Raw genomic sequence first — 26002 nt, 5'->3', positions numbered from 1 at the left:
AGAACAGAAAAACGTTCAATTATTATACAAATCACTTCTAATTTAAAACCTCCTGATAAGTATCGTAAAAACTAGATTAGAAAAACATTATTCATGTCTTATCATTTAGTTAAGTATGGAATCTAGAGTAAGGGAGCAATATAAGTGCAAAAGTTGATGGCAAAGCTAGCTCTCTACATTGCTTTCATTCCCGTGCTCACTTTTGCGTCCGATGAACCAGAAGCACCCAGTTTTTATGGCGGAAGAGGCGTCTCTCAGGGTGATACCTCTGAGGCACCTTCCACTATCGAATACCAAAGAAGGGCGCTCGCTCCCCCAATTATTGTCGAAACGATAATTGATGTCCCTTCAAATGTTGAGCTTAACAAACCATCATTGTCCCCAACTAATTCAAGTCAAACTGTTGAACTAGATTTGTCTCGTTTAACGCGCAACGATTGGCTACTTGCAAAAAAATCCATGTACTACTTTGATTTAAATTATCATCCTGAAACTGGGTTCTGGGATTCCGTACAAGGCTATCATCACGCGACCATGTGGGATATTGCCAGTGGAATATCGGCAACACTCGCGAGTTATGAACTAAACCTTATTTCCAGAGAAGAAGTGAGAGATAAACTCAGCCTTACTTTGGATACGCTCGCCACTATAGCGTTGTATCAAAACACCCTTCCAAATAGAGAATACAGTACCAAACATGGAAAACCATCAGGCAGTTACAGCGACACCAAAAGTAATGGCAATGGTTGGTCGGCGCTTGATATAGGTCGATTACTTATTTGGCTGCGCATCACCGAAAAAATGCTGCCCGAACTGGCTAGTAAAGTCGCCATCATAGAAAAAAACTGGAAACTCGCATCAGCCGTTCACAAAGGTACCCTTTATGGCACCAAACTATATAAAAACAAAGAATACTATCGACAAGAAGGACGCTTAGGCTATCTGCAATATGCCGCACAAGGGTTTGAGTTATTCGGTTATAACTTAGCGCAGAGCTTTACCAAACAGCACGTAGAAAAAGTGTCGGTCGATGGTATGTCTGTATATGTGGATAATCGAAACGTCCCCTATTTCACTACTGATCCCTATGTACTAACTGCCATAGAAATAGGGGCAAAGAACGTATGGTGGAATCAACTTGATCAACTTTACCAACTGCATAAAAAACGTTCCAAACAGTTAGGACAACCTCAAGTATTTGCTGAAGACGCGATGAGTAAAAGTCCTTGGTTTGCCTATAACAATATTTACTATTATGGCAAACCTTGGCTGAGCGTGAGCCCCGGGGGTAAACCGATCGAGAACCCACAGACGTTCAGTTCAAAGATAGGATTCGGACTAAGTGTTTTATATGCCGACGATTTCTCACAACAACTCTACAACACGGTTGTTAAAACAAGTCTAAGCTCTCGAAGTATCCCAACTGGTCGTTATAAAAATGGCGGCACTAACACCGCCTATAACATCAATACCAACTCTCTTGTGCTTACAGCACTATGGTATAAAGCTCTTGGTAATCATGCTCTCTACCCTTATGCATTAGAGCAGTCAAATTCCGCCAAATAGCCTGCAAGTTCGCCAATGTTGTCACCTAGAGTGTTCTTACGTTAAACACATGCTCTACATTGCTGATAGCTGAAAGGAGTTCATCGTTAGGCTCTTGCTCAATATCGAGAATGGTATACGCGACCTCCTCTCGGCTTTTGTTCAGCATATCGAGCACGTTAATATTCAAATCAGCCAACAGAGACAATACGCTACCCAAGACCCTAGGGACATTATCGTTAGCAAACGTAATTCGGTAGCCCTCTGCCCTTTCTAAACGAATCGTAGGAAAGTTAACTGAATTAGTAATGTTGCCATTTTCCAAGAAATCAATGAGCTGCTCCGCCCCCATGATGGCGCAATTTTCCTCTGCTTCGGACGTCGAAGCGCCAATATGAGGCATGAGGATCACGCCATCACGCCCAATAAGAGAGGGCGTTGGAAAGTCAGTCACATACTGATCAATTTGGTGATTCTCAAGCGCGGTTATTACTGCGTCTGTATCGACAATTTCTTTACGAGCAAAATTCAGCAACACCATGCCTGGTTTAGCTGAAGACAATAAATCGTGGTTAATCAATCCTATAGTTGAAGGCAGTGCAGGAACGTGAACGGTCACGAAATCACATTTTGCAATCACCGACACTAAATTCTCCGCTCGCTTAATACGACTTGATAATCGCCAAGCCGCTTCAACACTCAGCGCTGAATCGTAACCAATCACGTTCATACCAAGATCAATAGCGGTGTTAGCGACAGAGGCACCAATTGCGCCTAAACCAATTACACCAAGTGTTTTGCCTTTGATTTCAGAGCCAGAAAAACGCTTCTTTTCCTTCTCTAATAGCTTGTCCATCGCCATGGCATCTGTCATATCGGAGAGGGTGTGGGAGTAACGAATACCACCCACGACATCTCTTGCCGATAACAAAAGCCCGGTTAATACCAACTCTTTCACTGCATTGGCATTAGCACCCGGCGTATTAAACACGACAATTCCATTTTCCGTGCAAGATTTGATCGGGATGTTGTTTACCCCTGCTCCGCATCGTGCAATGGCTTTAACGCTTGAAGCAATGGACTCATCAAGGAGTTTATGACTGCGAAGCAAAATTGCATCAGGCTCACCAAACTCACTACATACTTCATATTTGTCGCGTGAAAACTTATCCAATCCTTGATTCGAAATAGCGTTGTAGGTCTTTATTTTCTTCATTGTCGCTTCACCTTAAGTTGAAATTCCATTTCTACTCATCAGCGTACTGTTATTGTCCCAAAGCTGGCTTTTTTCTGTTGTGCCAGAGACAACAAAGCACCTGACCAGCAGGTGCTTTGTAATTATTGTGTGACTTCAGCATAAGCCCAATCTAGCCATGGCAGTAACGCTTCCAAGTCGCTAGATTCAACGGTAGCCCCTGCCCAAATTCTGAGTCCCGCTGGCGCGTCCCGATAAGCGCCGATATCAAACGCGACACCTTCATCATCCAACAATTTAATCATCGCTTTAACTTGCTGCTCCGATGCATCAAGCGTGAGGCATACACTGGTGTTAGAACGTTGTGTTGGTTCTTTAGCTAAGAAGTGTATCCACTCTCGTGATTCCACGAAGTTTGTTAGTACAGCAAGGTTGGATTCTGATTTCTCAATCGCCGCACCTACACCGCCAATATCTGCCACCCAATCTAGAGCATCAATATAGTCCACTACGCATAACATAGAAGGCGTATTAATCGTCGCACCCTTGAAAATGCCTTCTATGAGCTTTCCACCCTTTGTCATGCGGAAAATCTTCGGCAGTGGCCACGGCGGTGTATAAGTCTCTAATCGCTCGACCGCTTTAGGGCTCAAAACAATGACCCCATGAGCCCCTTCTCCACCTAACACCTTCTGCCAGCTGAAAGTGACCACATCCAGTTTTTCCCAAGGCATAGGCATCGCAAACACAGCGGAGGTTGCATCACAAATAGTCACCCCTTCTCTATCATCGCTAATCCAATCACCATTCGGGACTTTCACTCCAGAGGTCGTGCCATTCCATGTAAAGATGGTATCGTGCTGCTGATTAGCCTGTGTTAGATCTGGTAGCGACCCATAATCAGCTAAATAACTATTTACTTGTTCAAGTTTCAACTGTTTGGTGATGTCCGCTAACCAACCTGAGCCAAACGACTCCCAATGGAAAACATCAATTGGACGATGACCTAACATCGACCACATCACCATCTCCATAGCTCCAGTATCGGATGCCGGAACGATGCCAACACGATAGTCTTCAGGGATACCCAGTATCGCTTTGGTTTTTTCTATCGATTCAGCCAGTACTGCTTTACCTAGAGATGAACGGTGACTACGACCTAATGTGGAAGCATCCAGTTGAGTGAGATCATACCCCGGACGCTTGCTACATGGTCCAGAAGAGAAGTTAGGGTTTTGCGGTTTGAGTTGAGGTTTCATAAGCCTCCCTGCTTGTGAATATTGAATAACTATTCATCACATTGTCGTAAAACAGACGCTAAGGCAAGAGGGTTATGCTGATCGACAATAAATATTTGTATTTACTGTGTGAAATGAGCCGTTTTCTCTGCAAAAACAACAAAAGAGTGCTTTGGATTTTTGAGATAACCCAAAATTAAAAAGGCAGTGCTTTTACGCACTGCCTTGAACGGGATACTGTTTGTTTCTTATCCCACAACACCAACAGCAGCTTGCATGATGATACCGCAGATGTAAGCTCCGTACGTCCCTAGCGCATAGCCTAGTACTGCCATCAAAATACCTACTGGTGCTAATGATGGGTGGAAGGCGGCGGCGACAACAGGCGCTGATGCTGCACCACCAACGTTGGCTTGGCTACCTACAGCCATGAAGAATAGCGGAGCACGAATCAGCTTAGCCACAAAGATCATCAGCAATGCGTGAATCGTCAGCCATGTAATACCGATAAAGAAGTAGCCCGGATTATCTAGAATCGCAGTCACGTCCATTTGCATACCGATAGTCGCCACTAGAATATAGATAAACGCTGAACCGATTTTAGAGGCTCCAGCATGTTCTAGTGTGCGCGCTGGTTTGAACATGGAAGCAATCAACGCAAATGTCGTAACAAGAACGATGAGCCAGAAGAATCCTGACGTCAGACTGTATTTCTCTAACTCTGGCGCATTGGTTGCGATCCAAGGAGCAATCAAATCAGAGCCAAAATGTGCGAGACCCGTTAAGCCAAAAGCGATCGCCACGACTTTCATCATATCTGTCGTTGTGATTGGACGAGAGTTTTCCTCTTCGTACTTCGCAACGGTTTCTTTTAGTTCATCGATAGAAGAGGTGTCAGCTTTAAGCCATGCATCCATTTTCTTTTGACGACCAGCCATGATAAGCAAGATAGCCATCCAAATGTTGGCACAAATAACATCAACCGTAATCATCGCAGAAAATAGTTGGTCGCCTACACCGAACACTTCTTTCATCGCAGCTTGGTTAGCACCGCCACCAATCCACGAACCTGCAACTGTTGTTAGGCCACGCCATACATCACCAGAAACGAGGTCTGGATTGATAAAATCTAAAATTACTATTGCGGCTGGTCCACCAATGATGATGCCCAATGTACCCGTTAAGAACATAATTACCGCTTTCGAACCTAAGCCGAAGATCTTCTTCAAATCTGCAGAAACGATCAACAGAACTAAAGCGCCCGGCAGTAAGTATCGGCTAGCAACAAAATATAGTTTAGAGTCAGAACCGTCGATAATGCCCGTTGTATTAAGTAAAGACGGGAGGAAATAGCACAGCAACAGACCTGGGACAAAAGAGTAGAATTTTCTCCAGAAAGGATTTTTGCTGCTCTCGGTGATAAATACTCCACCAAGAATGGCAGCAAGTAAGCCCATTATGACTGCGTCATTCGTGATCATTATTGTTAGTCTCCTTAACTTGCATCCATTGAAACATTTGGACACATTTGGTCAGTGGCCAGAGACTATACATACATCTCTTTATTGTCACAAATTTTAACAATTTTTACCCAATAGAAATGAATAAATAGAAATTCATCTTTGCCAAAAATCGTTTAGCCTACGCGTTTTGAGTCTGTCGATTGCGTATAGCCATTCACTAGAATTAAGTAAAAACGCTATATTATCAGCAAGTTGTAATACGAACTTTATGTTGTTCAGTAATCATTTTGGCAACAATTCCTTCACCACTAATCATCAACTCCGCAATACAACTAGACGCATAAAAATTGTTAAATCGTACAAATATCAAACAAACACCTATTGATTGTTATTTGATACAAATCACATTTGAGAACATAAAAGTGTTGAATTTTAACGGTGATTTTCACGAAACTTGACACCATGTATCACATTTTCAGCACTATTTGCCGCAACTGAACCAAAAAAAGAGGAGCAAAGCTCCTCTTTCGTTTACTCGTTAACATTGAGTATAGGTCATTCCATCGTCGGCATTGAGAATGAGCTTGCATGCTGTTCTAATCGAACACTAGCAGGCCAACGACTAGTCACGGTTTTCATCTTGGTATAGAAACGTACGCCATCATTTCCATGAACGTTTAAAGGTCCAAAGATAGAACGCTTCCACCCTCCAAAACTATGAAATGCCATTGGAACAGGAATTGGCACGTTCACACCCACCATGCCAGCTTGAACATCCTCACTAAACTGACGTGCGGTTTCCCCATCACGAGTGAAAATAGCGGTCCCGTTACCATATTCATGTTGATTGATTAATGATAAAGCCGTTTCGTAGTCACTGACACGAACCACGGCTAACACCGGTCCAAAAATCTCTTCCTTATACACTGTCATTTCCGGCATGACGTTATCAATCAGAGTTGGGCCAACAAAGTACCCTGTTTCATTTCCCGTAACGGTAAAGTCGCGGCCATCAACAACAATTTCAGCACCTTGTTCTTCGCCACTAGTGATGTAGTCGCAAATGGTTTGTTTGTGAAGCGCAGATATCACCGGGCCCATATCGTTTTCAGTACCCTCCACAATACCTGGGCCTACTTTCATTTGTGAAATTTGCTGTGTGAGCTTCTCAATGAAACGGTTTGCGGTCTCATCGCCGACTGCCACTGCGACGGACAGTGCCATACAACGCTCACCTGCAGCACCATATGCCGCCCCCATAATGGCGTTGGTCGCCATATCCATATCGGCATCTGGCATCAAGATGCAGTGGTTCTTCGCCCCGCCAAGGGCTTGGCAGCGTTTCCCATGAGCAGAGGCTGTGGCATAAATGTATTCAGCGATTGGCGTAGAACCAACAAAACTAACCGCCTCTACTTTAGGTGACGTAAGCAAGGCGTCTACAACTTCTTTATCACCATTAACTACATTAAAGACACCATCAGGTAATCCCGCTTGTTTTAACAATTCAGCAAGAATCAAAGCCGTTGACGGATCTTTCTCAGACGGTTTCAACACAAAAGTATTACCCGTCGCTATGGCAACTGGAAACATCCACATTGGAACCATGGCTGGGAAATTAAACGGAGTAATACCAACACAAACACCGAGAGGTTGCATTAAAGAGTGACTGTCAACGCCAGTACCGACATTAGCTGAGTGCTCACCTTTCTGTAAGTGAGGGATACCACAGGCAAACTCCACCACTTCTAACCCACGAGTCACCTCCCCTATCGCATCGGAGTATACCTTGCCATGCTCATTTGAAATGGTGCGTGCTATCCGATCCATATTTGCTTCAAGTAACGCCTTGAATTGAAACATCACTCGCGCACGTTTGAGCGGTGACGTCTTAGACCAAGCTTTAAAGGCTGTACTCGCCACTTCAACCGCTTGCTCAGCTTCATGAGCGTAACTCAATACCACTTGTTTTGTTTGTTCTCCGGTTGCAGGGTTATAGACCGCACCAAAGCGCTCACTTTCACTGTTAACAATCGCCCCTGCGACATAGTTTTGAATGGTTTCCATAGTATCTCCACAATTCTAATAAATACTCAGGCATCAAATATCACTGCGATGTACTCGGCCTGAGTGCATGTAGTTACATTCGATTTTTCCACGCTGAAACAAGCGTTAGATAGTTCGCCTTTATATTCGCTTTGAATGTGTCGTCATCTAATTGGTTAGCAAGCCACGCTTTCGAAGGCTCACCAAAGATAGTCCGCCCTACGGCAAACCCTTTAACAAGCTTACTGGCTTGAGCGTGTTTAAACCCTTCAGCCAGCGCTTCTTTCGAGGCATCTAATCCAAGTAAGACAACGCCATAGCAATGGCTGTCATTGCTTGACACTAGATCTTCAACCGCTCTCCAGCCTTCAGGTAATAGAGGAGGCAACTTCCACCAATCCGGTTTGATTCCTAACTGATAGAGTCGCTGTATCGTTTCGATATAATAGTTATCACCTTGAGGCATCGAGCTTGGCAGAATGACTTCAATCAGTAATTCATGCCCTGATTGGCAGCATGCAAGATAAACATCACTTAGTAGGCGCTCTTGTTGCTTTTTGAGTTCAAGAGCATCGTCAGGATGATAGAAGACTAAGCACTTCACAATGTGTTCTTTAGGCCAAGACACAAGTTGCGAACCAATATTGCCATGTTCAAGCTCCAAAGGACGAGAGCCTGGCAGCTCGATTGGTCTTCCAATCCACCAACCTTTACCTGTAGCTTCATTGAGTGCAGCTTGTCCATAAGTACTATCACATAACAAACCGGCTCCGCCTTGTAACCCCTGCTCACGCACTGTTTCTGAATACGCTTCTAGTATCAGCTTCTTGAGCTTGGGCAACTGACTCAATGACGCACCGACATCTTGAGCCATTTGCTCCAATTGAATTCGATGGTCAAAGGCAAGTATGCAAAGGTCGTCCCACTGTTTATCTCGAGTAGTCACACGATGTAAGTGATTCAATCTTGTATCTAAGTCAGGCCTTGGGACTTGCTCTGCACGTGACAAGTAATCGTCCAACTCCTCTTTCGAAGGCATCGCCGGAGCGCAACCGTGACGAGAGACAACTAGTGCTCCACAAGCATTCGCATAATCACACGCTTGTTGCCAGCTTTCATCATTGAGGTAGCCTCGCAATAGTCCAGACATAAAGGCATCGCCAGCGCCGAGCACATTAAGCACATCAACTCGTACACCCGTTGCGTTAATTGCACCATCAAGGTGGTCTGGAATTTGCGAGTCGTAGACCGAGCAACCTAAAGCACCTCGTTTGCAAACCAATGTCGCATCAGTGACTTTGCGCACCCCATTAAGTGCTTGTAACGTCTCGGTTGAACCACCTGCAATATGGAACTCCTCTTCTGTCCCGACGATCAAATCGAACAGGCCGAGTACCTCTTGTAATTGTTCAGTGACAGCTCCTGATTCAATAAAGCGAGTCTCACCATCACCCAGTGAAGTTAGTCCCCAAAGCACCGGACGATAATCGATATCCAACGCCGTTCTTACGCCGTGCTTTCTGGCATAGCGAAGTGCAGTAAGCACGGCATCTCGGGTCTTAGGATTCGACAAATGCGTGCCCGTGATAGCGAGGCAGCGTGCTGACGCAATATAGTCTTCGTCTATATCGTCAGACGTAATGGCCATATCGGCACAGTTGTCACGGTAGAAGATCAGCGGGAAAGTATCTTCATCTTTGATACCCAATATGACTAAGGCAGTTAGACGTTCTTTATCAGTAATTAAGAAACTGGTGTCTACACCAAGTCTTTCAAGCTCTTCACGAAGAAATCGCCCCATATGTTCATCGCCCACACGAGCCAGCATTGACGACTTTAACCCTTGTCTCGCTGTGCCATACGCGACATTACCAGATGAGCCACCTAGGTATTTCGAGAAGCTGCTCATGTCTTCTAGCCGTGAACCAATTTGCTGACCATAAAAATCGACGGCCACCCTGCCCATGCAAATCACATCAAACTTCTTATCCTTCTGCCTCATTACCTCATCTCCTCCAAGATTAATGAAATTTTTATTTCATTTTATTATAAATTGGAATTATCGATAAAAACCGTGATCGGCCGCCAGTTTTTATGTCCAATCTAATCAACAAACCTAAAAAACGATCGAAATCGAAAATTATTTTTCATTTAACTGAGATCGTTTATCAAATCACCCCACCATGCTCCGATCCATTTATAACTTTTAAAAAACACACGTTACAGATTATTTATTCCATTTAAAAACATATACTTAAAAAGAACATCACCAATAGACAAGAAAATCAAGTGAGATCGAGATAACACTTTTAACAATTACGACACATTAACAGTGGTGATATTTTGAACATCACCTTATAGTTAAAAACCAACGGATAGTAGAAAATATTTTTCAATCAAGTTTACTGCCACCGTTAGTAAAAAGTCAGAGTGAATACTGAATAAATGCTCTACAGATTTCATCTAATAACGAAATGAAATATTCATATTTATCGATAGATAAGTGTGATGGATACCAAGGAGGCATTTATGCCAACTAAGAAACAAGGGATTACTATGTTGCTGGACAGAATGTTAATACTCGCATCAAACACCAAAGCACTGCTTAAAGGAACGCTATTAGTTCTTGGACTTATTGTTCTTACCGCTTGTGGCCAGGAAGAGAAAAAAGACGATGTAACACGCATTGGAGTAGCGATACCAAACTTCGATGACACCTTCATGGTTTATATGAAAGATGCCATGGATAAATACGCTAAGCAGTTTGATGGCAAAGTCGAACTCACATTTGTGGACGCCAAAGAAGACGCAGCCAAGCAATTAGGCCAAGTAGAGAACTTCATCGTTCAGCAAATGGACGCCATTATTTTGGTTCCAGTTAACACTGATGCCACGCAACCTCTTACAGACCGAATCATCAAGGCAGGGATTCAACTTGTTTATCTGAACCGTCGTCCTGACTATCTGCCCGATAGTGTGTTCTACGTTGGTTCTGAAGAGCTGAAATTTGGCGAAACACAAGCTCAATACATCACAGATTCAGTGGACGGCGGTAATGTTGCCATTCTTATGGGTATGCTGACTCATGAAGCCGCAATCATGCGCACTAAAGGTGTCGAAGACTACTTGTCTAAAAATCCAAACTTCCACGTTGTCAGAAAACAAACCGGTCTATGGCAGCGCTCACAAGGCATGACGGTTATGGAAAACTGGCTCAATTCAGGAGACAAGCTTGATGTCATCGTTGCAAACAATGACGACATGGCTCTAGGAGCAATTCAAGCATTGCGTGCAGCAGGCAAGCTTGATGACACCTTAGTCGTTGGCGTTGACGCAACACCTGATGGTTTGGTTGCGGTAAAAGATGGAGCCCTAAGCGCTACTGTATTCCAAGATGGCGCGGGCCAAGCACGAGGTGCTATCGATGCTGCGGTAGATGCTGTTAAAGGCAAAAAACATCAACAGGTCACTTGGATCCCCGCTGAGCTTGTGACTCAAAGTAATTTAGCAGCATTCGAAGCGAAGCAAAAAGGTTAACCACCCACGCTCCGTGTTCTCCCCCTCTTTAGAATACGGAGCTTTTTTCGGAGTAGTAATAGTATGAGCCAAGTCTTACTAGAAATGCGTGGAATCACCAAAACCTTTCCTGGTGTAAAAGCGCTCGATAATGTGCAGCTCACTTTGAAACAAGGCCGAGTTATGGCGTTGATGGGTGAAAATGGTGCGGGTAAATCAACCCTAATGAAAGTGATGTTTGGTATTTACCAAAGAGACAGCGGTACCATTCGCTACAAGGGAGAAAATGTTGAGTTTCAAGGCGCCAAAGAAGCGTTAGAAGCGGGTATTTCAATGATACACCAAGAGCTATCTCCTATCCTGCATCGAAGCATCGCAGAAAATATCTGGCTGGGTAGAGAACCGCTAAAAGGGCCACTACGCCTTGTAGACCACGCTAAGATGTACAGCGACACCACAGAGTTATTGAGTAAATTGGACTTAAAACTCGACCCCAAAACTCCAATGAGTGAACTGACCGTCGCAACTATGCAAATGGTGGAGATTGCAAAAGCTATCTCCTATCAATCAGAGATCATCATTATGGATGAACCAACTTCCGCACTCACGGATAAAGAAGTTGACCATCTGTTCGAAATCATCGAAATGCTGAAGTCTCGTGGTTGTGCGATTGTTTACATCAGTCACAAGATGGATGAGATATTCAGGATCTGTGACGATATTACTGTCTTTCGTGACGGCTGTTTTGTCGGCGAGCGCGAAGCGAAGCTTACCAACAATGACGAATTGGTACAGATGATGGTAGGTCGAGATTTGGGAGAAGTGTTCCCTCCCCCAACCGCCAAACCGGGTAAAACTCGCTTGGAAGTTGAAAACCTCACTGTTGAAGGCGCATTCAGCGATATCAACTTCAAATTGCACGAAGGAGAAATTCTTGGTATCGCGGGTCTAGTAGGCGCAGGTAGAACCGAGTTAATTGAAACGCTTTTCGGCGTTAGGCAAAAAGACGCAGGCACTATTCGAATCAATGGTGATTACGTCGAAATTAACACACCACAAGATGCTATCCGACACAAAATGGCCTTCCTAACCGAAGATAGACGACATTCAGGGCTTTATCTGATGCTCGATATTTTCGCCAATACCTCCATTGCTCATTTGGACGCCTACCGAAACAAAGTCGTCAACGTGCTCGATGTGAGAAAGATGAAGCAAGACAGCCAAACCCACTGTGAAAAGCTAAAAGTAAAAACGCCAGGAATGTACGAAATGATCGACAATCTGAGCGGCGGTAATCAACAAAAAGTATTGTTGGCTCGCTGGATGCTGACCAAACCTGACATCTTATTCCTAGACGAACCCACAAGAGGAATCGACGTTGGAGCCAAGTCAGAAATCTACAAGCTAATGCGTCTGCTAACCGGCATGGGTAAAAGCTTGGTCATGATCTCATCAGAACTTCCAGAAGTCATGGGAATGAGCGACCGCATCTTAGTTATGCATGAAGGCAAACTCAAAGGTCTTATCGACGGCCCTGATGCGACGCAACAGAAAATCATGTCGATGGCACTCAATTAAACATTGAGACACCTCCAATTTAAAACACCACGAGTCTTTCAAACTAGGACTTGAGGCCAGAGTAGTAACTCAAGGAATGCAGTTATGATTGCTAAACTGATTAAAGCGACCTCACCTGAAGGTCAAGCTCAAACTAATTTCAAGCGCATGGTATCTAAATATGCGATATACGTAGTATTTGTCTTCATGTGTGTTGTGATGTCCATCCTATCGCCCGTTTTCCTATCGGTCGCTAACTTATTAAATGTAATGACTCAAATGGCAAGTATTGGTCTTCTTGCGCTTGGCGTTACTATCATCATCATTACCCGAGGCATTGACTTATCTTCTGGTTCAGTACTTGCTGTAGCGGCCGTAGTCTCAGCCAGTATGGCGCAAACCATCGACTGGTCAATGCGTATGTACCCTGCGATGCCAGAGCTACCTATCATCGTTCCTATTCTAGCGGCATTAGCTGTTGGCGCATTATGCGGTTATATCAATGGAGCACTCATTGCTTACACTGGTATTCCTCCATTCATTGCGACTCTAGGTATGATGATCGTTGCCCGTGGCGCTGCCCTGCTTTACTCAGATGGCCGCCCTGTAAGTAGCCTCATTGATTCTTATCAATGGATTGGCCAAGGCAGCATCGTGGGTATTCCTGTTCCTGTTATCATTTTCGCTGTGATGGCATTCGTGTCATATGTACTACTGAACTACACCCGATTTGGTAAATACGCTTATGCCATCGGTGGTAACGAAACCGCCGCATACGTCTCTGGCATCAATGTAAAGCGCTATAAGATCTTGGTTTATACCTACGCTGGTTTGTTAGCGGGTATATCTGCGCTGATTTTGGCGGCTCGAATCAACTCTGGTCAACCGGGTCTGGGGATCATGTACGAGCTAGATGCAATCGCAGCAGCGACTGTCGGCGGCGTATCGCACGCTGGAGGCATTGGTACGATACAAGGAACTATTATCGGTACCATGATTATGGGTGTACTTCAAAATGGTCTCGACCTTCTCAACGTTTCGGCCTACTGGCAGCAAGTAGTAAAAGGCTTAGTCATTATCTTTGCCGTTATGTTTGATATGAAGCGCCATAAGAAGAGTAAATAGTGCAACTACAGAATAACTTTGAGTAGGGTACGAGGCGGCTCTTATCTAGGATACCTTGGATGCCTCGGTATAGTCGCTCTCGGTTTGGCTCATCGCGCCTTTTTACAAGGCGCGTTTTTCTTCCTCGTTACACACTCAATGAAACAAATATTTCAAACCACTATAAAATGAGGTATTTTGTACGTCTATCCTTTGATTTTGGCTTTCGGAGAACTCTATGATAGCGGCTGCTACATTAAGTGAACTACAAGAACAAATACGTTTAGAATATTCCGGCTTAAGTAAACGACTTCAACAAGTAGCAAAATATGTGCTTGATAACCCAAATGATATCGCACTGGAAACTGTTGCTATCATTGCGCAGAAAGCCGAAGTTCCACCTTCCACCTTAATTCGATTTGCCAGCGCCTTTGGTTTTAGTGGCTTCAATGAGATGAAACAGTTATTTCGTAACAAAATCGTTGAAGAGACCTCAAGCTATACCGATCGAGCAAGAATCCACAAGCAGCTACACACTGAACCATTAGCACCTGAAAGCCCAAAACAGATACTTCAAGAGTTTGCCAACGCCAACTCACAAGCCATGAATTTCCTAGCAAACCAAACCTCAGAGCACGATCTTAATAGTGCTATCGATATTCTACAGAGCTGTGAAAACATCTATCTAATTGGCTTACGCCGCTCTTTTAGCGTGGCTTCCTACTTCACTTATGCACTACGTCATTTAAACAAACGTGCATTTCTGATTGATGGCCTCGGAGGAATGTATGAAGAACAACTGAGCATGATTGGTCCAAACGATGCCATTGTTGCCATCAGCTTTAGTCCTTATGCCAATGAAACCGTCGCCCTAAGTGAAGTGGCTTCCAAAGCAGGTGCGAAGCAGATAGTGATAACAGATAGTCAGGTAAGCCCCCTCGCTGCTTTTAGCGATGTCAGTTTCGTCATTAAAGAAGCCAAAGTGGACGCCTTTCGCTCTCAATCCGCTTCGTTATGTTTGGTTCAGAGTATTGCCGTTGCCATGGCGATTAATAATGAACACGAATAAAAACAGCGCCCTAAATTGGGCGCTGTTTTTATGACATCGTCAAGAACTAGATAAAGACCGTTCGCTTGCTATTCATTGACTCAATTGCGGCGTCTGCTAAACGCAGTGCAAACTCGCCATCGATACCGGAACAATTAGGCTTACCACCATTAAGAATGTCTACAAAGTGTTGCCACTCCGCAATGTACGCCTCTTTATATCTCTCTAAGAAGAAGTGTAGTGGTTTCGCGCATTCTACTCCTTGAGCAGAAGTCATACTTATCAGGTTCTCACGGACGTTTTCCGCTTGAAGCATGCCTTTCTCGCCGTGCAGTTCAATACGCTGATCGTAGCCGTAACCAGACTTACGACTATTCTGAATCGTAGCGATTGCACCAGACGCAAAGTTCAATACAATCACTCCGGTATCAATGTCACCTGCCTTTCCGATCTCAGGGTCTATTTTACAACTGCCATGAGCAGTGACCGAGACCGGGTCTTCACCCAAAATGAATCTCGCCATATCAAGATCATGGATAGTCATATCACGGAACATGCCACCAGATACTTTACTGTATTCCGCAGGTGGCGGCTCTGGGTCGCGAGAGGTAATCGTCAGTGTCGCAGGCTCACCTACTTCACCTTCTACCACGCGTTGTTTCAGGTTCGCAAAGTGAGGGTCAAAACGGCGATTAAAACCGACAAGTAAAGGCACCTTATATTGTTCAACAACACCCAAGCAATCGCGAACTCGGCTTGAGTCGAGATCGATCGGCTTTTCGCAGAAGATCGTTTTACCTGCTTTCGCGCCCAGTTCAATCAAATCAGCGTGAGTATCGGTAGCGGAGCAAATACATACCGCATCAACACTTGAGTCGGCCATTGCTTCTTCAATAGATTGACGTTTAGCACCATATTGGTCGCATAAAAGATTGGCATTGACATCATAAGGGTCAATCACCGAATACAAGTTAGTTTCAGGGTGATTGGCAATGTTCACAGCATGAACTTGCCCAATGCGCCCTGCTCCAAACAGCGCGATATTATACATTCTGCACTCCTTCCTTTGCTTGTCGTTTGTCCAACTCGATGGTGAGTCAAACCAGAATAAGTTGCTCATGAGCGGCATGGTTTCGGTAGGTAGCCATATGACACTCATCGCGATTACATGTAGTCCTCAGAATTAATCCATGCATGAGGACCCTCCCAACTGAACAGCCATTTGCGCTTAGGTCCGGCCATTACATTCAGGTAATAGCTGTCATAGCCTGCCATGGTAGCTACAGGGTGGTAACCTTTTGGCACCATGACCACATCTTTGTCATACACCGCCATGCACTCATCTAACTCCCTATCATCGGTGTACACGCGCTGCATACAAAAGCCTTGAGACGGGTCTAAGCGATGATAATAAGTTTCTTCTAAATAGGTTTCTTGGCCGTCGATATCTTGGTCGTGTTTATGGCTAGGATAAGAACTCGTACAGCCCTCTTCAGTAAAGACCTCGACGACGAGCAGGCTGTCCGCGAGTTTGTTATCTGGGAGAATATTGTGTACGTACCTTTGGTTCTGTCGCTTACCTCGGTGCTCAGCATCAACATCTTGAGGGGCAATATGACGAGTCGGAAAAGTACCTTCACTGGGCGCTTCGCAAACCGCTAGTTCCAAATCCGTTTCAGCCAGTACGTGAACACTCTGCTGGGGTGCGACATACACCGAGTGTGGCTTAATACGCTGTTGGTTTTCATCTTTTTCAAATGGCGACATACGTTCACCAATATTATTAAACACCTGATTATTAACCGTCACAGTTGCTCTTCCCGACACCAAGACTAAACACTTCTCGGTAGCCGTTTGATCAAGCATTAACACTTCCCCTTTTGCGATCTCATAAACTGAGAAGCCCACGTATTGCCAATTTGCACTCTCTGGCGTAATCGATTGAACACGGGAATCAACAGATGATTGAGAATACTTAGAAAGTAGATAGGACATTGGGAGCGCTCCGTTGCCAATGAGGCCTTGTGAAATATTTAATTCAATTATATTTATATGAAATATTTATTTCGTGACTTAGACAACAAAGTCCACTTAATACGGAGAATATTTAACCGTTAAGTGGACACATTATTTGCTTAGAACAGGGCTTTCATACCTTTAAGCATCTTAGTAGCGACATCGTAATAATCTTGCTCCCACATTTGATCATTTAGATATTCGCCCGAATAGAAGCCTTGGTAACCCGTAGACTGGATGGCATCAACCCACTCAGACAAAGGAATATCGCCTTGACCAATAAAGTGACCACGTAACTCTCTTTCATCTGGCCAAGCTGCTCCTTCTTCAGGGCGAGTACCATCTGAAATATGGACGTTGTAGATAAGAGAGGGATCAATGTTGGCGATTTGCTCGAGACTTGCGCCTCGGCATGCCCAAAAATGCCAGGTATCGAGAACAAAGCCAAAGTTGTCGCGCCCTACAGCATCTAACAAACGATAGTAATCGTCGAGCGAAGCAATGGGAGTCCATGCAGCACCCTCATATTGAAAGCGAATGCCATAATCTTTACCTATATCCGCAATCGAACGTATATTTTGAGCTGTCAGCTCAATATTTTGCTCTAAAGTGAGTCCGTTCAATGCTTCAAAGGCATTAAGTTGAATGGTAGGTGCACCTATTTGCTGAGCGAACTGACACAATGCTTCCGCATCTTGGAACAATTGAGCTTTCGACGCTTTATCCGTCACTTCGATGGCGCCAATAATATCAATCGCTGTAGGCTCTATGTTGAAATGATCTAAACGCTGTTTAAATTGCTCTGCGGATAGGCCGGCTTTAATGTAGCGCCAGAGTTTTTCAGTGTGGATTTCTAACCCTTGATACCCAGTATCATGAGCTAAACGAATGTCAGAAATAACATTGCTGTGGAGTGAACACATTCCATGTAAAGCATAACGCATAGTGGATCTCCTTGAATTTTGGCAACAAGAAGCTAAGCCTTGATGCATTTGCTTTACAAGGCTTACTCTTTAATAGTCTGGATGTTCATTAATTGTGATTAATTTACTTCGCGGCACATTAAGCTAACCGCTAATGTCTGAGCTAGGTACATTGAACTACTCAACGAGCGGAACCCCATTACCTCGCCTTCTTGCACTTCAAAACACACTTCCATCTTACTGCCTTGAGGCGTCATCTGATTGTCGGTAATGGCGATAATAGGTACGTTCTTTTTGTATGCTTCGTCAATTAGGTCACTGGTCTCTTGCGCGTAAGGGTTGAATGTCACCGTGAACAGCACATCATTTTCGTTCATACGACGCGTCATGGGCGACAACATACCACCATGATCATCTAAGAGCACAACGTTGTTATCCGATTTCATTAACGCATACCAGAGGTAGAACGCTACAGGGTAAGCTCGGCGCATCCCTTGAATGTAGATGGTTTCAGCCCCTTCAAGCATGGCCACAGCACGTTCCAATTTCTGTGGCGACACCATAACTTGAAGTTGTTCAAGCGCCTCAATATTGGCATCACCAAAATCTTGAAAGATGGCTTGTGGAGAATCGTGTGGTACATCTTCCATCTCACGTGCTTTACGAACACGTTCTTTGTAGTCTCTAGGACGATTCAAATACTGATCTCTAAACAATATCTGCATAGACGTGAAGCCATCAAAGCCCATCGCATTGGAGAATCGACTTAGTGTCGACAACGGTACATTGGCTTGTTGCGCGATGGTTGCCATGGTTTCTACGGCGACCAGCATTGGCTGTTCCATGACAAAGTCGGCTACCTGCTGCAGCCTACTGCTCAGGCCGTCATAGCGTTTCACGATAAGCTCGCGTAACGAATCTAAATCAGCGGGTACTTTTACTTCTACATCCATAGTGATAACGCTCTCCTATTCGAACGCAATAAATAGTCAACCGGTCCCCTTCCCAAATTAGGTTGGGGACTCTATTTTATGATAATAATTCAAAGTTGCGAATCGCTTCTTGCTTAACATACGGCATTGCTTTCTGCATAAAGTAGATTCGATCAAATTTCTGCGGTTCATCATTCATATAACCGCGCAAGTTGTGACCAAGGGCTTGACGCAAGCAGGTACCAATATTGAATTTTGATACGCGACTCTGTTTCAACTTAAGCATGTCTTCATCGCGAATACCGCTCGTTCCGTGAATGACTAAAGGTACAGTGACCTCATTGGCAATACGATCCAAACGCCCAAAGTCGATAGTACAGGTTGGCTCGGTCAAACGATGAATATTGCCTACTGAGATTGCTACACAGTCAACGCCACTTTCTTGGGCAAATCTAGCAGCATCCTCAGGCTCAGTATAGATAGATTTGATATGGTCGCGTCCCTCTTCGTAAGGTACTGAGCCAATCTCACCTTCTACAGAAGCACCCAGTGCGTGAGCCACTTCGACCACTTTTTTTGTGCGAGCGATGTTTTCATCCAGAGTCAGTTGAGAGCCATCAAACATAACCGAGCTGAAACCCGCTTTAAGCGCACGATAGACAATGTCTTCTTCATAAGTATGGTCCAAATGTAGGCAGACCGGTACGCTGCTCTTGTGAGCGAGGTTGAGGAACATCGCCGCAGCGGTTTCCACACCGTAGAAATCGACAACGTCTTTATTACAAGCCAGAATGACAGGCTTACCAACTTCTTCCGCCGCTTCTACCACTGCTCTTGCGTCTTCGAAACCGAAAATATTAAAGCAAGGTACTGAATAATCAGAAGCCGCCGCATCAGGTAATAGATCATTAAGATTCACTAACATGCATTGTCTCCTATTTGAACTTCGCAATCATATCTTTGATACCTGGAATGGTATTCACTTGATATTCATGGTGAGGGTCAAAATGTTGAATCAGAGACTTGTCAGTCTTCCCAACAATTATGGTGAAGTAATACATCTCATAGCCCGGTGCCGCCACACTTGGGTGGTAACCTTTGTCGATAGCGATTACTGAGCCTGTTTTAACGTGATAAACCGGACCATGGTCATCTTCATGTTCATACAAGAACTGAGCACCAAAACCGAAATCAGGGTTAAAACGGAACTGATACACTTCTTCGTACAGTGTTTCTCGACTGCCATCTTCTTTCACACGATCTTCATCATGCTTATGTGGAGGGAAACCTGACCAACCACCAGCGCCAACCGTAAACAATTCGCTGACTAACAAACGACCGCGTTTGTCAGCATTTGATTGACCAAGAACATGTTTGATTTTACGGTGCGTTTTGGTGTCGTCTGAGCCGTATTGAACGATATCGACATTCTCTTCACGAACGCAGAACGGTTCTAGTGACGCTTCAAACTTACCGCCAGCAATCATGATGTCGGCATTCTCGCTGACACACTCTATTTGCGCTGTGTAACCAAGTGGTACATAAACCGCTTCTGGATTGCCGTCCCACACTGACGCACGTTTACCAATGTTGTCGAACACTTGGGTGTCTTGCCCATTAGTCACTGAAACACTACAAGTGCCACCAGCTAATACGATAACGGACTCATACCCTTCAACCTCATGGTTGAATGTGCCGCCTTGAGTCAAACAAACTTGGTTGAAATAACACAAAGGTGTGACTTCATCATTAATACCTACAATGGGCTCATTTTTATTATCGTAGGGTGGTATGTGTTTACCCATATTCTTTCTCCTCACTGCTCTTTTCTTTGAGCGCAGTTTCAATTCCCTAAACTTGTTCATTAATAAAAAAACCGGGCCACGATGGTGTGTATTTTCGCGAGTATCTGAGGTCGAAATACCGGCCCGGGAGACTAAATACTGTCTTCAATCACATCAGTCGATGCCACTAAACACCTTGGTTTCTTGTCTCAATAAAATCAAAAAGCTGCTCTTTCGTTGGCATAGCTTCGGTACAGCTATCCCCACTGACATTAATCGCAGCCGCAGCGGATCCATTTCTCACGCCTTCTTGCAGTGTGCCACCATTCACTAAGGTCCAAATCAAACCACCTGCAAAGGAGTCACCAGAGCCAAATGGCTTATTCACTTCAACTCGGAAGATGCCTTGTTGGAACTTAGAGCCATCACGGCAATACACTTTCGAACCAAACTCACCAGCCTTAATCACCACAATCTGGGTGTTGTCGCGCATAAAGCGTTCTGCTGTGGCATCGTCATCCTTATTGCCCGGTGCAATCACCGTTTCCATCATGTCGAACTCTTCACGATTGCCGATCACGATATCGGACAGGCTAGAGGCAATCCCGTAATAGATAGAAGCATCAGTATCGGTGCGCCATGAATAAGGACGGTAGTCCACATCCAAGACAACTAAAGTGTTACTGCGACGCGCATGTTGCATCGCGATCAACGTAGCTTCACGACTTGGGCTCTCAGAAAGTGCCGTGCCTGTCACCACCAAAACCTTTGAACTTGCGATATATTCAGGGTCGATTTGTTCTGGCTTTATCGTCAGATCAGAAGCGTTATTTCGATAGATAAGGACCGTACAGTCACTTGGTTTCATCTCAGTGAAAGCGACCGAAGTGCGAGAGCCAGAGTTGTCAGTCATCATGCCGTCTAGGTTGATCCCCTGTCCTGACATGTAACCTTTTACATAGCCACCAAACGCATCATCAGCAACACAACCAATGAAACCCACTTTGCCACCTAGTTTGCTCACAGCGACCGCAATATTGGCCGCTGAACCACCAACAAACTTGTTGAAGCCCGACAAATCCGCCATATCGGTTTTTGATTCGCGGGCGTATAGATCCACACCCGCGCGTCCTAAAACGATGGCATCCAACGGTCTGTCATGTTGAAATGCAATTTTTGTCATCGTCGTTCCTATTATTTGTAGCTAACCCAAGCCGCGCCTTGGTCCGCAGACTCAACGCACTTCTCACACAAACGAACCCCTTCGATGCCGGCATCAATACCAGGGAACCAAATACCCGCTAGGGCTTCTTGGTCATCGCGGTCAGCTGCATCAAATGCCATAGCGAAACGGTGATATAGGTTAGCCCAAGACTCAAAATAACCTTCAGCATGACCACCACCAACACGGTTAGAGGCAACACCTTCTGCGTCTTGATACAAGTACCCCATGCCACGCTCTAGTACGCGAGGTGCTTCACCTTGTACTTCGTAACGAAGTTGGTTTGGATACTCATCCCACCATTCGATCGATGCTTTAGAGCCGACAATACGGATCTTCTGTTGATGCATCGAACCAGAGTTCACAGCCGATGCCCAAAGCGTACCAACTGCGCCGCCTTTGAACTTGATCATCACATGTGCGTTATCTTCAAGTGGCGCACGAGATTCGATAAAGCTTTGGCGCATACATGCCAAGCTATCAACTTCTAGTCCGGTCATTACCTCGTTGAGATAAAACGCATGGGTACCAATGTCACCTAGCACATAAGTTGGACCTGATACTTCAGGACTCACACGCCATTTCAAACCTGGGTCATTTTTCTCGTATTCTTCATTATGGAAGCCGTGAGCGAACTGCATATTGATGACACGAACCTCACCAAGGTCACCACGTTGCACCATTTCACGCGCCTGTTGGACCATAGGGAAACCTGTATAGCCATACATCACACCTATAACACGATTGTTTTGCGCCGCGATAGTTTTTAGCTCTTCCGCCTCTTCAGTCGTAAAGGTGATTGGCTTTTCGCACACCACATGAAGCTTGGCTTCTAGTGCCGCTTTACAGATTTCGTAGTGAGTAGAGTTTGGCGTAGCAATAGAGACAGCTTGAATGCCATCTTCACGCTGTGCTTCTTGAGCAAACAACTCTTTATAGCTTGAGTAACAACGCTCTGGGTCTAGGCCAAGATTGACGCCAAAATCGCGGCAACGATCAGCATCTAGGTCAAACGCACCCGCAACCAACTTAAACAATCCATCACGCTGTGCTGCATTGCGGTGAGAGTAACCAATTTGGCTACCACGACCACCACCTACCATTGCCCAACGAATTGGCTGTTCAAAATGACGCTCTTCATTAAACATGCTTGACTCCTTGTGTGGCTCCTAGTGTCTAGGAGCCGAGATTAAGTGTTAGAAAATTAAATAGAAATCTGAACTAGACACCGCGGCGCTGTGTAGCGCGGCCTTCTTCCCAACTCACCACTTTCTCTGCGACGTGGTCGTTGCGTGTTACTTCTGGTAGACCGACTTCCCACCAGCAATCGCACTTAGACCATGCTGCTGGCGATACTGGGTCAATATCAACCACGATAACGTAAGTACGATCGGCTTCTTTAGCGCGTTGGAATGCTGCATCGAACTCATCTACCGACGTCAGCTTCTCACTGATCGCCCCTTGAGCTTCAGCGTGTTTAGCGAAGTCGACACGAGCCACTTCACCATCAGGACGACGACAGTCTTCAAGTAGGTTGTTAAAAGAGTCGTTACCCGTGTTGTTCTGAAGCTTGTTGATAACAGCAAAGCCACCGTTATCGCACACTACGACTATCATCTTGTGACCAGTAAGGACGGATGAGTAAATGTCTGAGTTCTGAATCAGGTAGGAGCCGTCACCGACAAGCACAACTACATCGTTGTCTGGGTTCGCCACTTTAGCGCCCCAACCGCCGGCAATTTCATAGCCCATGCATGAGAAACCAAACTCGATATCAAACTTGCCGATTTGGTAGTTTTGCCAGTTCATTGCTAATTCAGCAGGCAGGCCACCTGCGGCTGTCAGCACGGTATCACCCGGCTGCATGGATTTGTTCAGCTTACCAATCACTTCTGCGTATGAAGACAGTCCAGGTAACAGGTCGCCCTCTTGAGGGTTGGTACGACGATGAACGACCGCTTTCCACTCATCGGCCTGCTCTTTCGCAGTTTGAGCCCAGGCATTATCACCCTGCCAATCACCAAGTAACTTCGATAACTCAACCAAGCCACGTTTGGCATCACATTTGACTGGCAGCGCGCGGTGTTTTATCGCATCAAAACGGCCAACGTTAATAGTGATAAGCTTCATGTCTGGGTTCTTGAATACACTCCACGAACCTGTAGTAAAGTCTTGCAAACGAGTACCAATTGCGACGACTACATCCGCATGCGCCGCCATGTAGTTGGCCGAATCAGCGCCTGTCACACCAATAGGCCCTGCATTGAGCGGGTTGTCTTGCAACATCGTGGCACGACCCGCGATAGTCTCTACAACCGGAATATTGTGCTGTTTTGCGAATGCCGCGAGCTCATCAGTTGCAAGTGAGTAATGCACTCCACCACCAGATACGATCAGTGGTTTTTCCGCTTTCATCAGTACTGCTTTTGCATCCTCAAGGTCAGCAATTTCTGGCTCTGGTCGACGAATACGGTGAACTTTTTCTTCTAAGAACACTTCAGGGAAATCGTAAGCAACGCCTTGAATATCTTGAGGAAGGCCGATAAATGCAGGTCCACAGGTCTCTGGATCAAGCATGGTGTCAATCGCTTGAGGCAATGAGTGCATCAGCTGTGAAGGCGAGATAATACGATCCCAGTAACGAGTTAGTGGTTTGAAAGCATCGTTACAAGTAATAGATGGGTCGTAGAAATTCTCCGGCTGTTGTAATACTGGGTCAGGTAAACGGCTTACGTATGCGTCCCCTGAAATCAATAGCACAGGAAGTCGGTTAGTGTGAGCAATACCCGCTGCGGTCACCATATTGGTTGCACCCGGACCAATTGAACTTGTCGCGATACCAATACGTCTGCGCTGGTTTGCTTTTGCATAAGCAATCGCCGCCGTCGCCATCGACTGTTCATTTTGACCACGCCAAGTCGGAATTTTGTCTTCAATGTTCTTAAGTTGCTGTCCAAAGCACGTCACGTTGCCGTGACCGAATATGGCAAAAGCGGTGCCGAAAAGTTGCTCTTTTTTTCCATCTATTTCGATCATTTGAGCAGCTAAGTATTGTGCAAGCGCTTCTGCGACAGTTAGGCGTACAGTTTTCATTCTATTCCTCGGTAGTCTCAACTTTGTCCATTCCATGAGTAAGCTACGTTTTGCATCCCTAACCCCGTAGCTTTGTGATGGGGAGCGTGGCTCCCCATCATCCAGAGCTCAATTACAAGCCGTATTTCTTCGCGTAACCTGTGATGTTCTCGTAAGCAGTTTTTGCGTAAGTTAGTGGGTGAGCTTTTGCTGGGTCTTGTTCAGCTTCAACCAATAACCAACCTTGATAGTTACGAGCTTTAAGCGCAGCAAACACGTCGTCATAGTCCACATCGCCCGTACCAGGGACAGTGAATACGCCGTCAAGAACAGCATTTAAGAAGGATTTATCAGCTTCGCGAGCCGCTTTCATGACATCAAGACGAAGGTCTTTGAAATGCATGTGACCGATGCGATGACCCCAACGCTCAATCATAGTCACTGGGTTACCGCCACCGTATGTGATGTGGCCAGTGTCCAATGTTAGGAATACAGACTCACCCGTGAATTCCATCATAAGGTTGATGTCATCTTCTGTTTCACAGATAGTGCCAACATGATGGTGGAAAGAGAGCTTAATATCGTGTTCGTTTAGCAGATAGTCAGCGACTTTGGTCAACTTCTCGCAGTACATTTTCCACTCATCCATCGATAAGATGACGCGCTGTGAAAGTGGTGTGTTGATGTCGCCATGGACAGTGTTGCTCACTTCACCATATACCATTGCTTTACAGCCTGCTGCCTTAAGAAGCTTGATGTGGTCTTGCATCGCTGCAATCTCTTCATCAGCCGTCATCGTCATTAGGTTGCCGCTATACCAACCTGACGCGAGTACAAGGCCATGTTCTTTAAGTAGTGGTACTAATACTTCTGGCTCACGTGGATACTTGGTGCCTAGCTCTGTGCCTGTGAATCCAGCTTCAGCCATTTCACTTAAACACGTTTCCAAAGGGATCTCGCCACCAAGCTCTGGCATATCATCGTTGGTCCAAGTCAGTGGGCTAATTCCATATTGCACGTTGCTCATTTTTATTCTCCGACAATGTTTTAAAGATTTTCCAAGTGATTCAAAGCGCTCATGTTGATCAATTCATCGCATTAGCAAACTTTGAACATCTCCTGTTGTTTCACTGAGGACTACTTTAGCCAAAAAAAACACCAATGAAAAATATTTTTCATATCATCCAGTGAGATTTTCAAAACAAGATGAAATTGGAAAAAACCTATATAGCACGCGGCTTACCACTGTTTTTGATCTAGATCTCACTTTTATTAAATATATAGTTTTCAGTCACTTATAACATTTGTAGGATTTGAAAAAGATTTTTCATAGTTTGATGA

General features: G+C 45.0%; 20 protein-coding genes. 5 read left to right on the top strand and 15 right to left on the bottom strand.

The genetic code is table 11. The features are described 5' to 3' along the window. Window positions 1-144: 144 nt before the first annotated feature. Window positions 145-1566, top strand: coding sequence for a DUF3131 domain-containing protein (locus tag JKJ11_RS07495; RefSeq protein ID WP_240206743.1), 1422 nt, complete (start codon window positions 145-147; stop codon window positions 1564-1566). A gap of 25 nt (window positions 1567-1591) precedes the next feature. Here the strand turns inward: JKJ11_RS07495 and JKJ11_RS07490 are convergent, their stop codons facing one another. The 5 genes from JKJ11_RS07490 to JKJ11_RS07470 all read right to left on the bottom strand — a co-directional run bounded on the left by JKJ11_RS07490 (window position 1592) and on the right by JKJ11_RS07470 (window position 9489). Next, on the bottom strand, window positions 1592-2761 hold the full coding sequence (locus JKJ11_RS07490) for a phosphoglycerate dehydrogenase (protein WP_124941075.1): 1170 nt from the start codon (window positions 2759-2761) through the stop codon (window positions 1592-1594). Between the two features lie 122 nt (window positions 2762-2883). After that, on the bottom strand, window positions 2884-3999 hold the full coding sequence (locus JKJ11_RS07485) for a phosphoserine transaminase (RefSeq protein ID WP_252038995.1): 1116 nt from the start codon (window positions 3997-3999) through the stop codon (window positions 2884-2886). Window positions 4000-4226: 227 nt separating this feature from the next. After that, window positions 4227-5459 carry a DUF819 family protein gene (locus JKJ11_RS07480; RefSeq protein ID WP_006070660.1) on the bottom strand — a complete coding sequence of 411 codons (1233 nt, stop codon included), beginning with the start codon at window positions 5457-5459 and terminating at the stop codon, window positions 4227-4229. A 537-nt stretch (window positions 5460-5996) separates the two neighbouring features. Then, on the bottom strand, window positions 5997-7508 hold the full coding sequence (locus tag JKJ11_RS07475; RefSeq protein WP_252038994.1) for a CoA-acylating methylmalonate-semialdehyde dehydrogenase: 1512 nt from the start codon (window positions 7506-7508) through the stop codon (window positions 5997-5999). A gap of 73 nt (window positions 7509-7581) precedes the next feature. Beyond that, on the bottom strand, window positions 7582-9489 hold the full coding sequence (locus JKJ11_RS07470) for a bifunctional 5-dehydro-2-deoxygluconokinase/5-dehydro-2-deoxyphosphogluconate aldolase (RefSeq protein ID WP_062460179.1): 1908 nt from the start codon (window positions 9487-9489) through the stop codon (window positions 7582-7584). 527 nt (window positions 9490-10016) lie between these two features. On the opposite strand from JKJ11_RS07470, the gene JKJ11_RS07465 reads away from it, so the two are divergent. The 4 genes from JKJ11_RS07465 to JKJ11_RS07450 all read left to right on the top strand — a co-directional run bounded on the left by JKJ11_RS07465 (window position 10017) and on the right by JKJ11_RS07450 (window position 14733). Then, window positions 10017-11024 carry a sugar ABC transporter substrate-binding protein gene (locus JKJ11_RS07465; RefSeq protein WP_006070657.1) on the top strand — a complete coding sequence of 336 codons (1008 nt, stop codon included), beginning with the start codon at window positions 10017-10019 and terminating at the stop codon, window positions 11022-11024. Between the two features lie 63 nt (window positions 11025-11087). Further along, a complete protein-coding gene (locus tag JKJ11_RS07460) occupies window positions 11088-12581 on the top strand; it encodes a sugar ABC transporter ATP-binding protein (protein WP_006070656.1) in 1494 nt (497 codons plus the stop codon). 84 nt (window positions 12582-12665) lie between these two features. After that, window positions 12666-13685: an ABC transporter permease gene (locus JKJ11_RS07455; protein WP_006070655.1), complete on the top strand. Its 1020-nt coding sequence runs from the start codon at window positions 12666-12668 to the stop codon at window positions 13683-13685. Between the two features lie 217 nt (window positions 13686-13902). After that, window positions 13903-14733 (top strand): MurR/RpiR family transcriptional regulator, encoded by an 831-nt coding sequence (locus JKJ11_RS07450; protein ID WP_006070654.1) that lies wholly within the window; start codon window positions 13903-13905, stop codon window positions 14731-14733. Between the two features lie 46 nt (window positions 14734-14779). Here JKJ11_RS07450 and iolG read toward each other — a convergent pair whose 3' ends face one another. The 10 genes from iolG to iolE form a co-directional block, all read right to left on the bottom strand. Beyond that, the gene (gene iolG, locus JKJ11_RS07445) at window positions 14780-15763 is read right to left on the bottom strand and encodes an inositol 2-dehydrogenase (RefSeq protein ID WP_252038993.1); all 984 of its coding nucleotides are present in this window, start codon (window positions 15761-15763) and stop codon (window positions 14780-14782) included. 113 nt (window positions 15764-15876) lie between these two features. Then, window positions 15877-16707, bottom strand: a complete 831-nt coding sequence (iolB, locus tag JKJ11_RS07440) for a 5-deoxy-glucuronate isomerase (protein ID WP_198557733.1) — start codon at window positions 16705-16707, stop codon at window positions 15877-15879. Window positions 16708-16847: 140 nt separating this feature from the next. After that, a complete protein-coding gene (locus JKJ11_RS07435) occupies window positions 16848-17672 on the bottom strand; it encodes a sugar phosphate isomerase/epimerase family protein (protein ID WP_252038992.1) in 825 nt (274 codons plus the stop codon). Between the two features lie 98 nt (window positions 17673-17770). Next, window positions 17771-18604 carry a MurR/RpiR family transcriptional regulator gene (locus JKJ11_RS07430; RefSeq protein ID WP_006070650.1) on the bottom strand — a complete coding sequence of 278 codons (834 nt, stop codon included), beginning with the start codon at window positions 18602-18604 and terminating at the stop codon, window positions 17771-17773. Between the two features lie 76 nt (window positions 18605-18680). After that, complete coding sequence (locus JKJ11_RS07425) at window positions 18681-19508, bottom strand: class II fructose-bisphosphate aldolase (protein ID WP_006070649.1); 828 nt, start codon at window positions 19506-19508, stop codon at window positions 18681-18683. A 10-nt stretch (window positions 19509-19518) separates the two neighbouring features. Beyond that, complete coding sequence (locus tag JKJ11_RS07420; RefSeq protein WP_006070648.1) at window positions 19519-20388, bottom strand: 5-deoxy-glucuronate isomerase; 870 nt, start codon at window positions 20386-20388, stop codon at window positions 19519-19521. Window positions 20389-20554: 166 nt separating this feature from the next. Then, on the bottom strand, window positions 20555-21550 hold the full coding sequence (iolC, locus tag JKJ11_RS07415; RefSeq protein WP_006070647.1) for a 5-dehydro-2-deoxygluconokinase: 996 nt from the start codon (window positions 21548-21550) through the stop codon (window positions 20555-20557). Between the two features lie 11 nt (window positions 21551-21561). Beyond that, window positions 21562-22737, bottom strand: coding sequence for a Gfo/Idh/MocA family protein (locus JKJ11_RS07410; RefSeq protein WP_088877186.1), 1176 nt, complete (start codon window positions 22735-22737; stop codon window positions 21562-21564). 73 nt (window positions 22738-22810) lie between these two features. After that, a complete protein-coding gene (gene iolD / locus JKJ11_RS07405) occupies window positions 22811-24682 on the bottom strand; it encodes a 3D-(3,5/4)-trihydroxycyclohexane-1,2-dione acylhydrolase (decyclizing) (RefSeq protein ID WP_252038991.1) in 1872 nt (623 codons plus the stop codon). A 112-nt stretch (window positions 24683-24794) separates the two neighbouring features. Then, complete coding sequence (iolE, locus tag JKJ11_RS07400) at window positions 24795-25688, bottom strand: myo-inosose-2 dehydratase (RefSeq protein ID WP_006070644.1); 894 nt, start codon at window positions 25686-25688, stop codon at window positions 24795-24797. Window positions 25689-26002: the final 314 nt, after the last annotated feature.

Origin of the sequence: Vibrio sp. SCSIO 43133 (assembly GCF_023716845.1) — a bacterium.
GTDB classification, from domain to species: Bacteria; Pseudomonadota; Gammaproteobacteria; order Enterobacterales; family Vibrionaceae; genus Vibrio; species Vibrio mediterranei.
This window is presented reverse-complemented; position numbering and strand designations above follow the sequence as displayed.

Excerpts from the sequence above, each read along its gene's own strand:
- JKJ11_RS07490 (WP_124941075.1), bottom strand. The coding sequence starts at position 2,761 with ATGAAGAAAATAAAGACCTACAACGCTATTTCGAATCAAGGATTGGAT.
- JKJ11_RS07485 (WP_252038995.1), bottom strand. The coding sequence starts at position 3,999 with ATGAAACCTCAACTCAAACCGCAAAACCCTAACTTCTCTTCTGGACCA.
- JKJ11_RS07480 (WP_006070660.1), bottom strand. The coding sequence starts at position 5,459 with ATGATCACGAATGACGCAGTCATAATGGGCTTACTTGCTGCCATTCTT.
- JKJ11_RS07475 (WP_252038994.1), bottom strand. The coding sequence starts at position 7,508 with ATGGAAACCATTCAAAACTATGTCGCAGGGGCGATTGTTAACAGTGAA.
- JKJ11_RS07470 (WP_062460179.1), bottom strand. The coding sequence starts at position 9,489 with ATGAGGCAGAAGGATAAGAAGTTTGATGTGATTTGCATGGGCAGGGTG.
- JKJ11_RS07465 (WP_006070657.1), top strand. The coding sequence starts at position 10,017 with ATGCCAACTAAGAAACAAGGGATTACTATGTTGCTGGACAGAATGTTA.
- JKJ11_RS07460 (WP_006070656.1), top strand. The coding sequence starts at position 11,088 with ATGAGCCAAGTCTTACTAGAAATGCGTGGAATCACCAAAACCTTTCCT.
- JKJ11_RS07455 (WP_006070655.1), top strand. The coding sequence starts at position 12,666 with ATGATTGCTAAACTGATTAAAGCGACCTCACCTGAAGGTCAAGCTCAA.
- JKJ11_RS07450 (WP_006070654.1), top strand. The coding sequence starts at position 13,903 with ATGATAGCGGCTGCTACATTAAGTGAACTACAAGAACAAATACGTTTA.
- iolG (WP_252038993.1), bottom strand. The coding sequence starts at position 15,763 with ATGTATAATATCGCGCTGTTTGGAGCAGGGCGCATTGGGCAAGTTCAT.
- iolB (WP_198557733.1), bottom strand. The coding sequence starts at position 16,707 with ATGTCCTATCTACTTTCTAAGTATTCTCAATCATCTGTTGATTCCCGT.
- JKJ11_RS07435 (WP_252038992.1), bottom strand. The coding sequence starts at position 17,672 with ATGCGTTATGCTTTACATGGAATGTGTTCACTCCACAGCAATGTTATT.
- JKJ11_RS07430 (WP_006070650.1), bottom strand. The coding sequence starts at position 18,604 with ATGGATGTAGAAGTAAAAGTACCCGCTGATTTAGATTCGTTACGCGAG.
- JKJ11_RS07425 (WP_006070649.1), bottom strand. The coding sequence starts at position 19,508 with ATGTTAGTGAATCTTAATGATCTATTACCTGATGCGGCGGCTTCTGAT.
- JKJ11_RS07420 (WP_006070648.1), bottom strand. The coding sequence starts at position 20,388 with ATGGGTAAACACATACCACCCTACGATAATAAAAATGAGCCCATTGTA.
- iolC (WP_006070647.1), bottom strand. The coding sequence starts at position 21,550 with ATGACAAAAATTGCATTTCAACATGACAGACCGTTGGATGCCATCGTT.
- JKJ11_RS07410 (WP_088877186.1), bottom strand. The coding sequence starts at position 22,737 with ATGTTTAATGAAGAGCGTCATTTTGAACAGCCAATTCGTTGGGCAATG.
- iolD (WP_252038991.1), bottom strand. The coding sequence starts at position 24,682 with ATGAAAACTGTACGCCTAACTGTCGCAGAAGCGCTTGCACAATACTTA.
- iolE (WP_006070644.1), bottom strand. The coding sequence starts at position 25,688 with ATGAGCAACGTGCAATATGGAATTAGCCCACTGACTTGGACCAACGAT.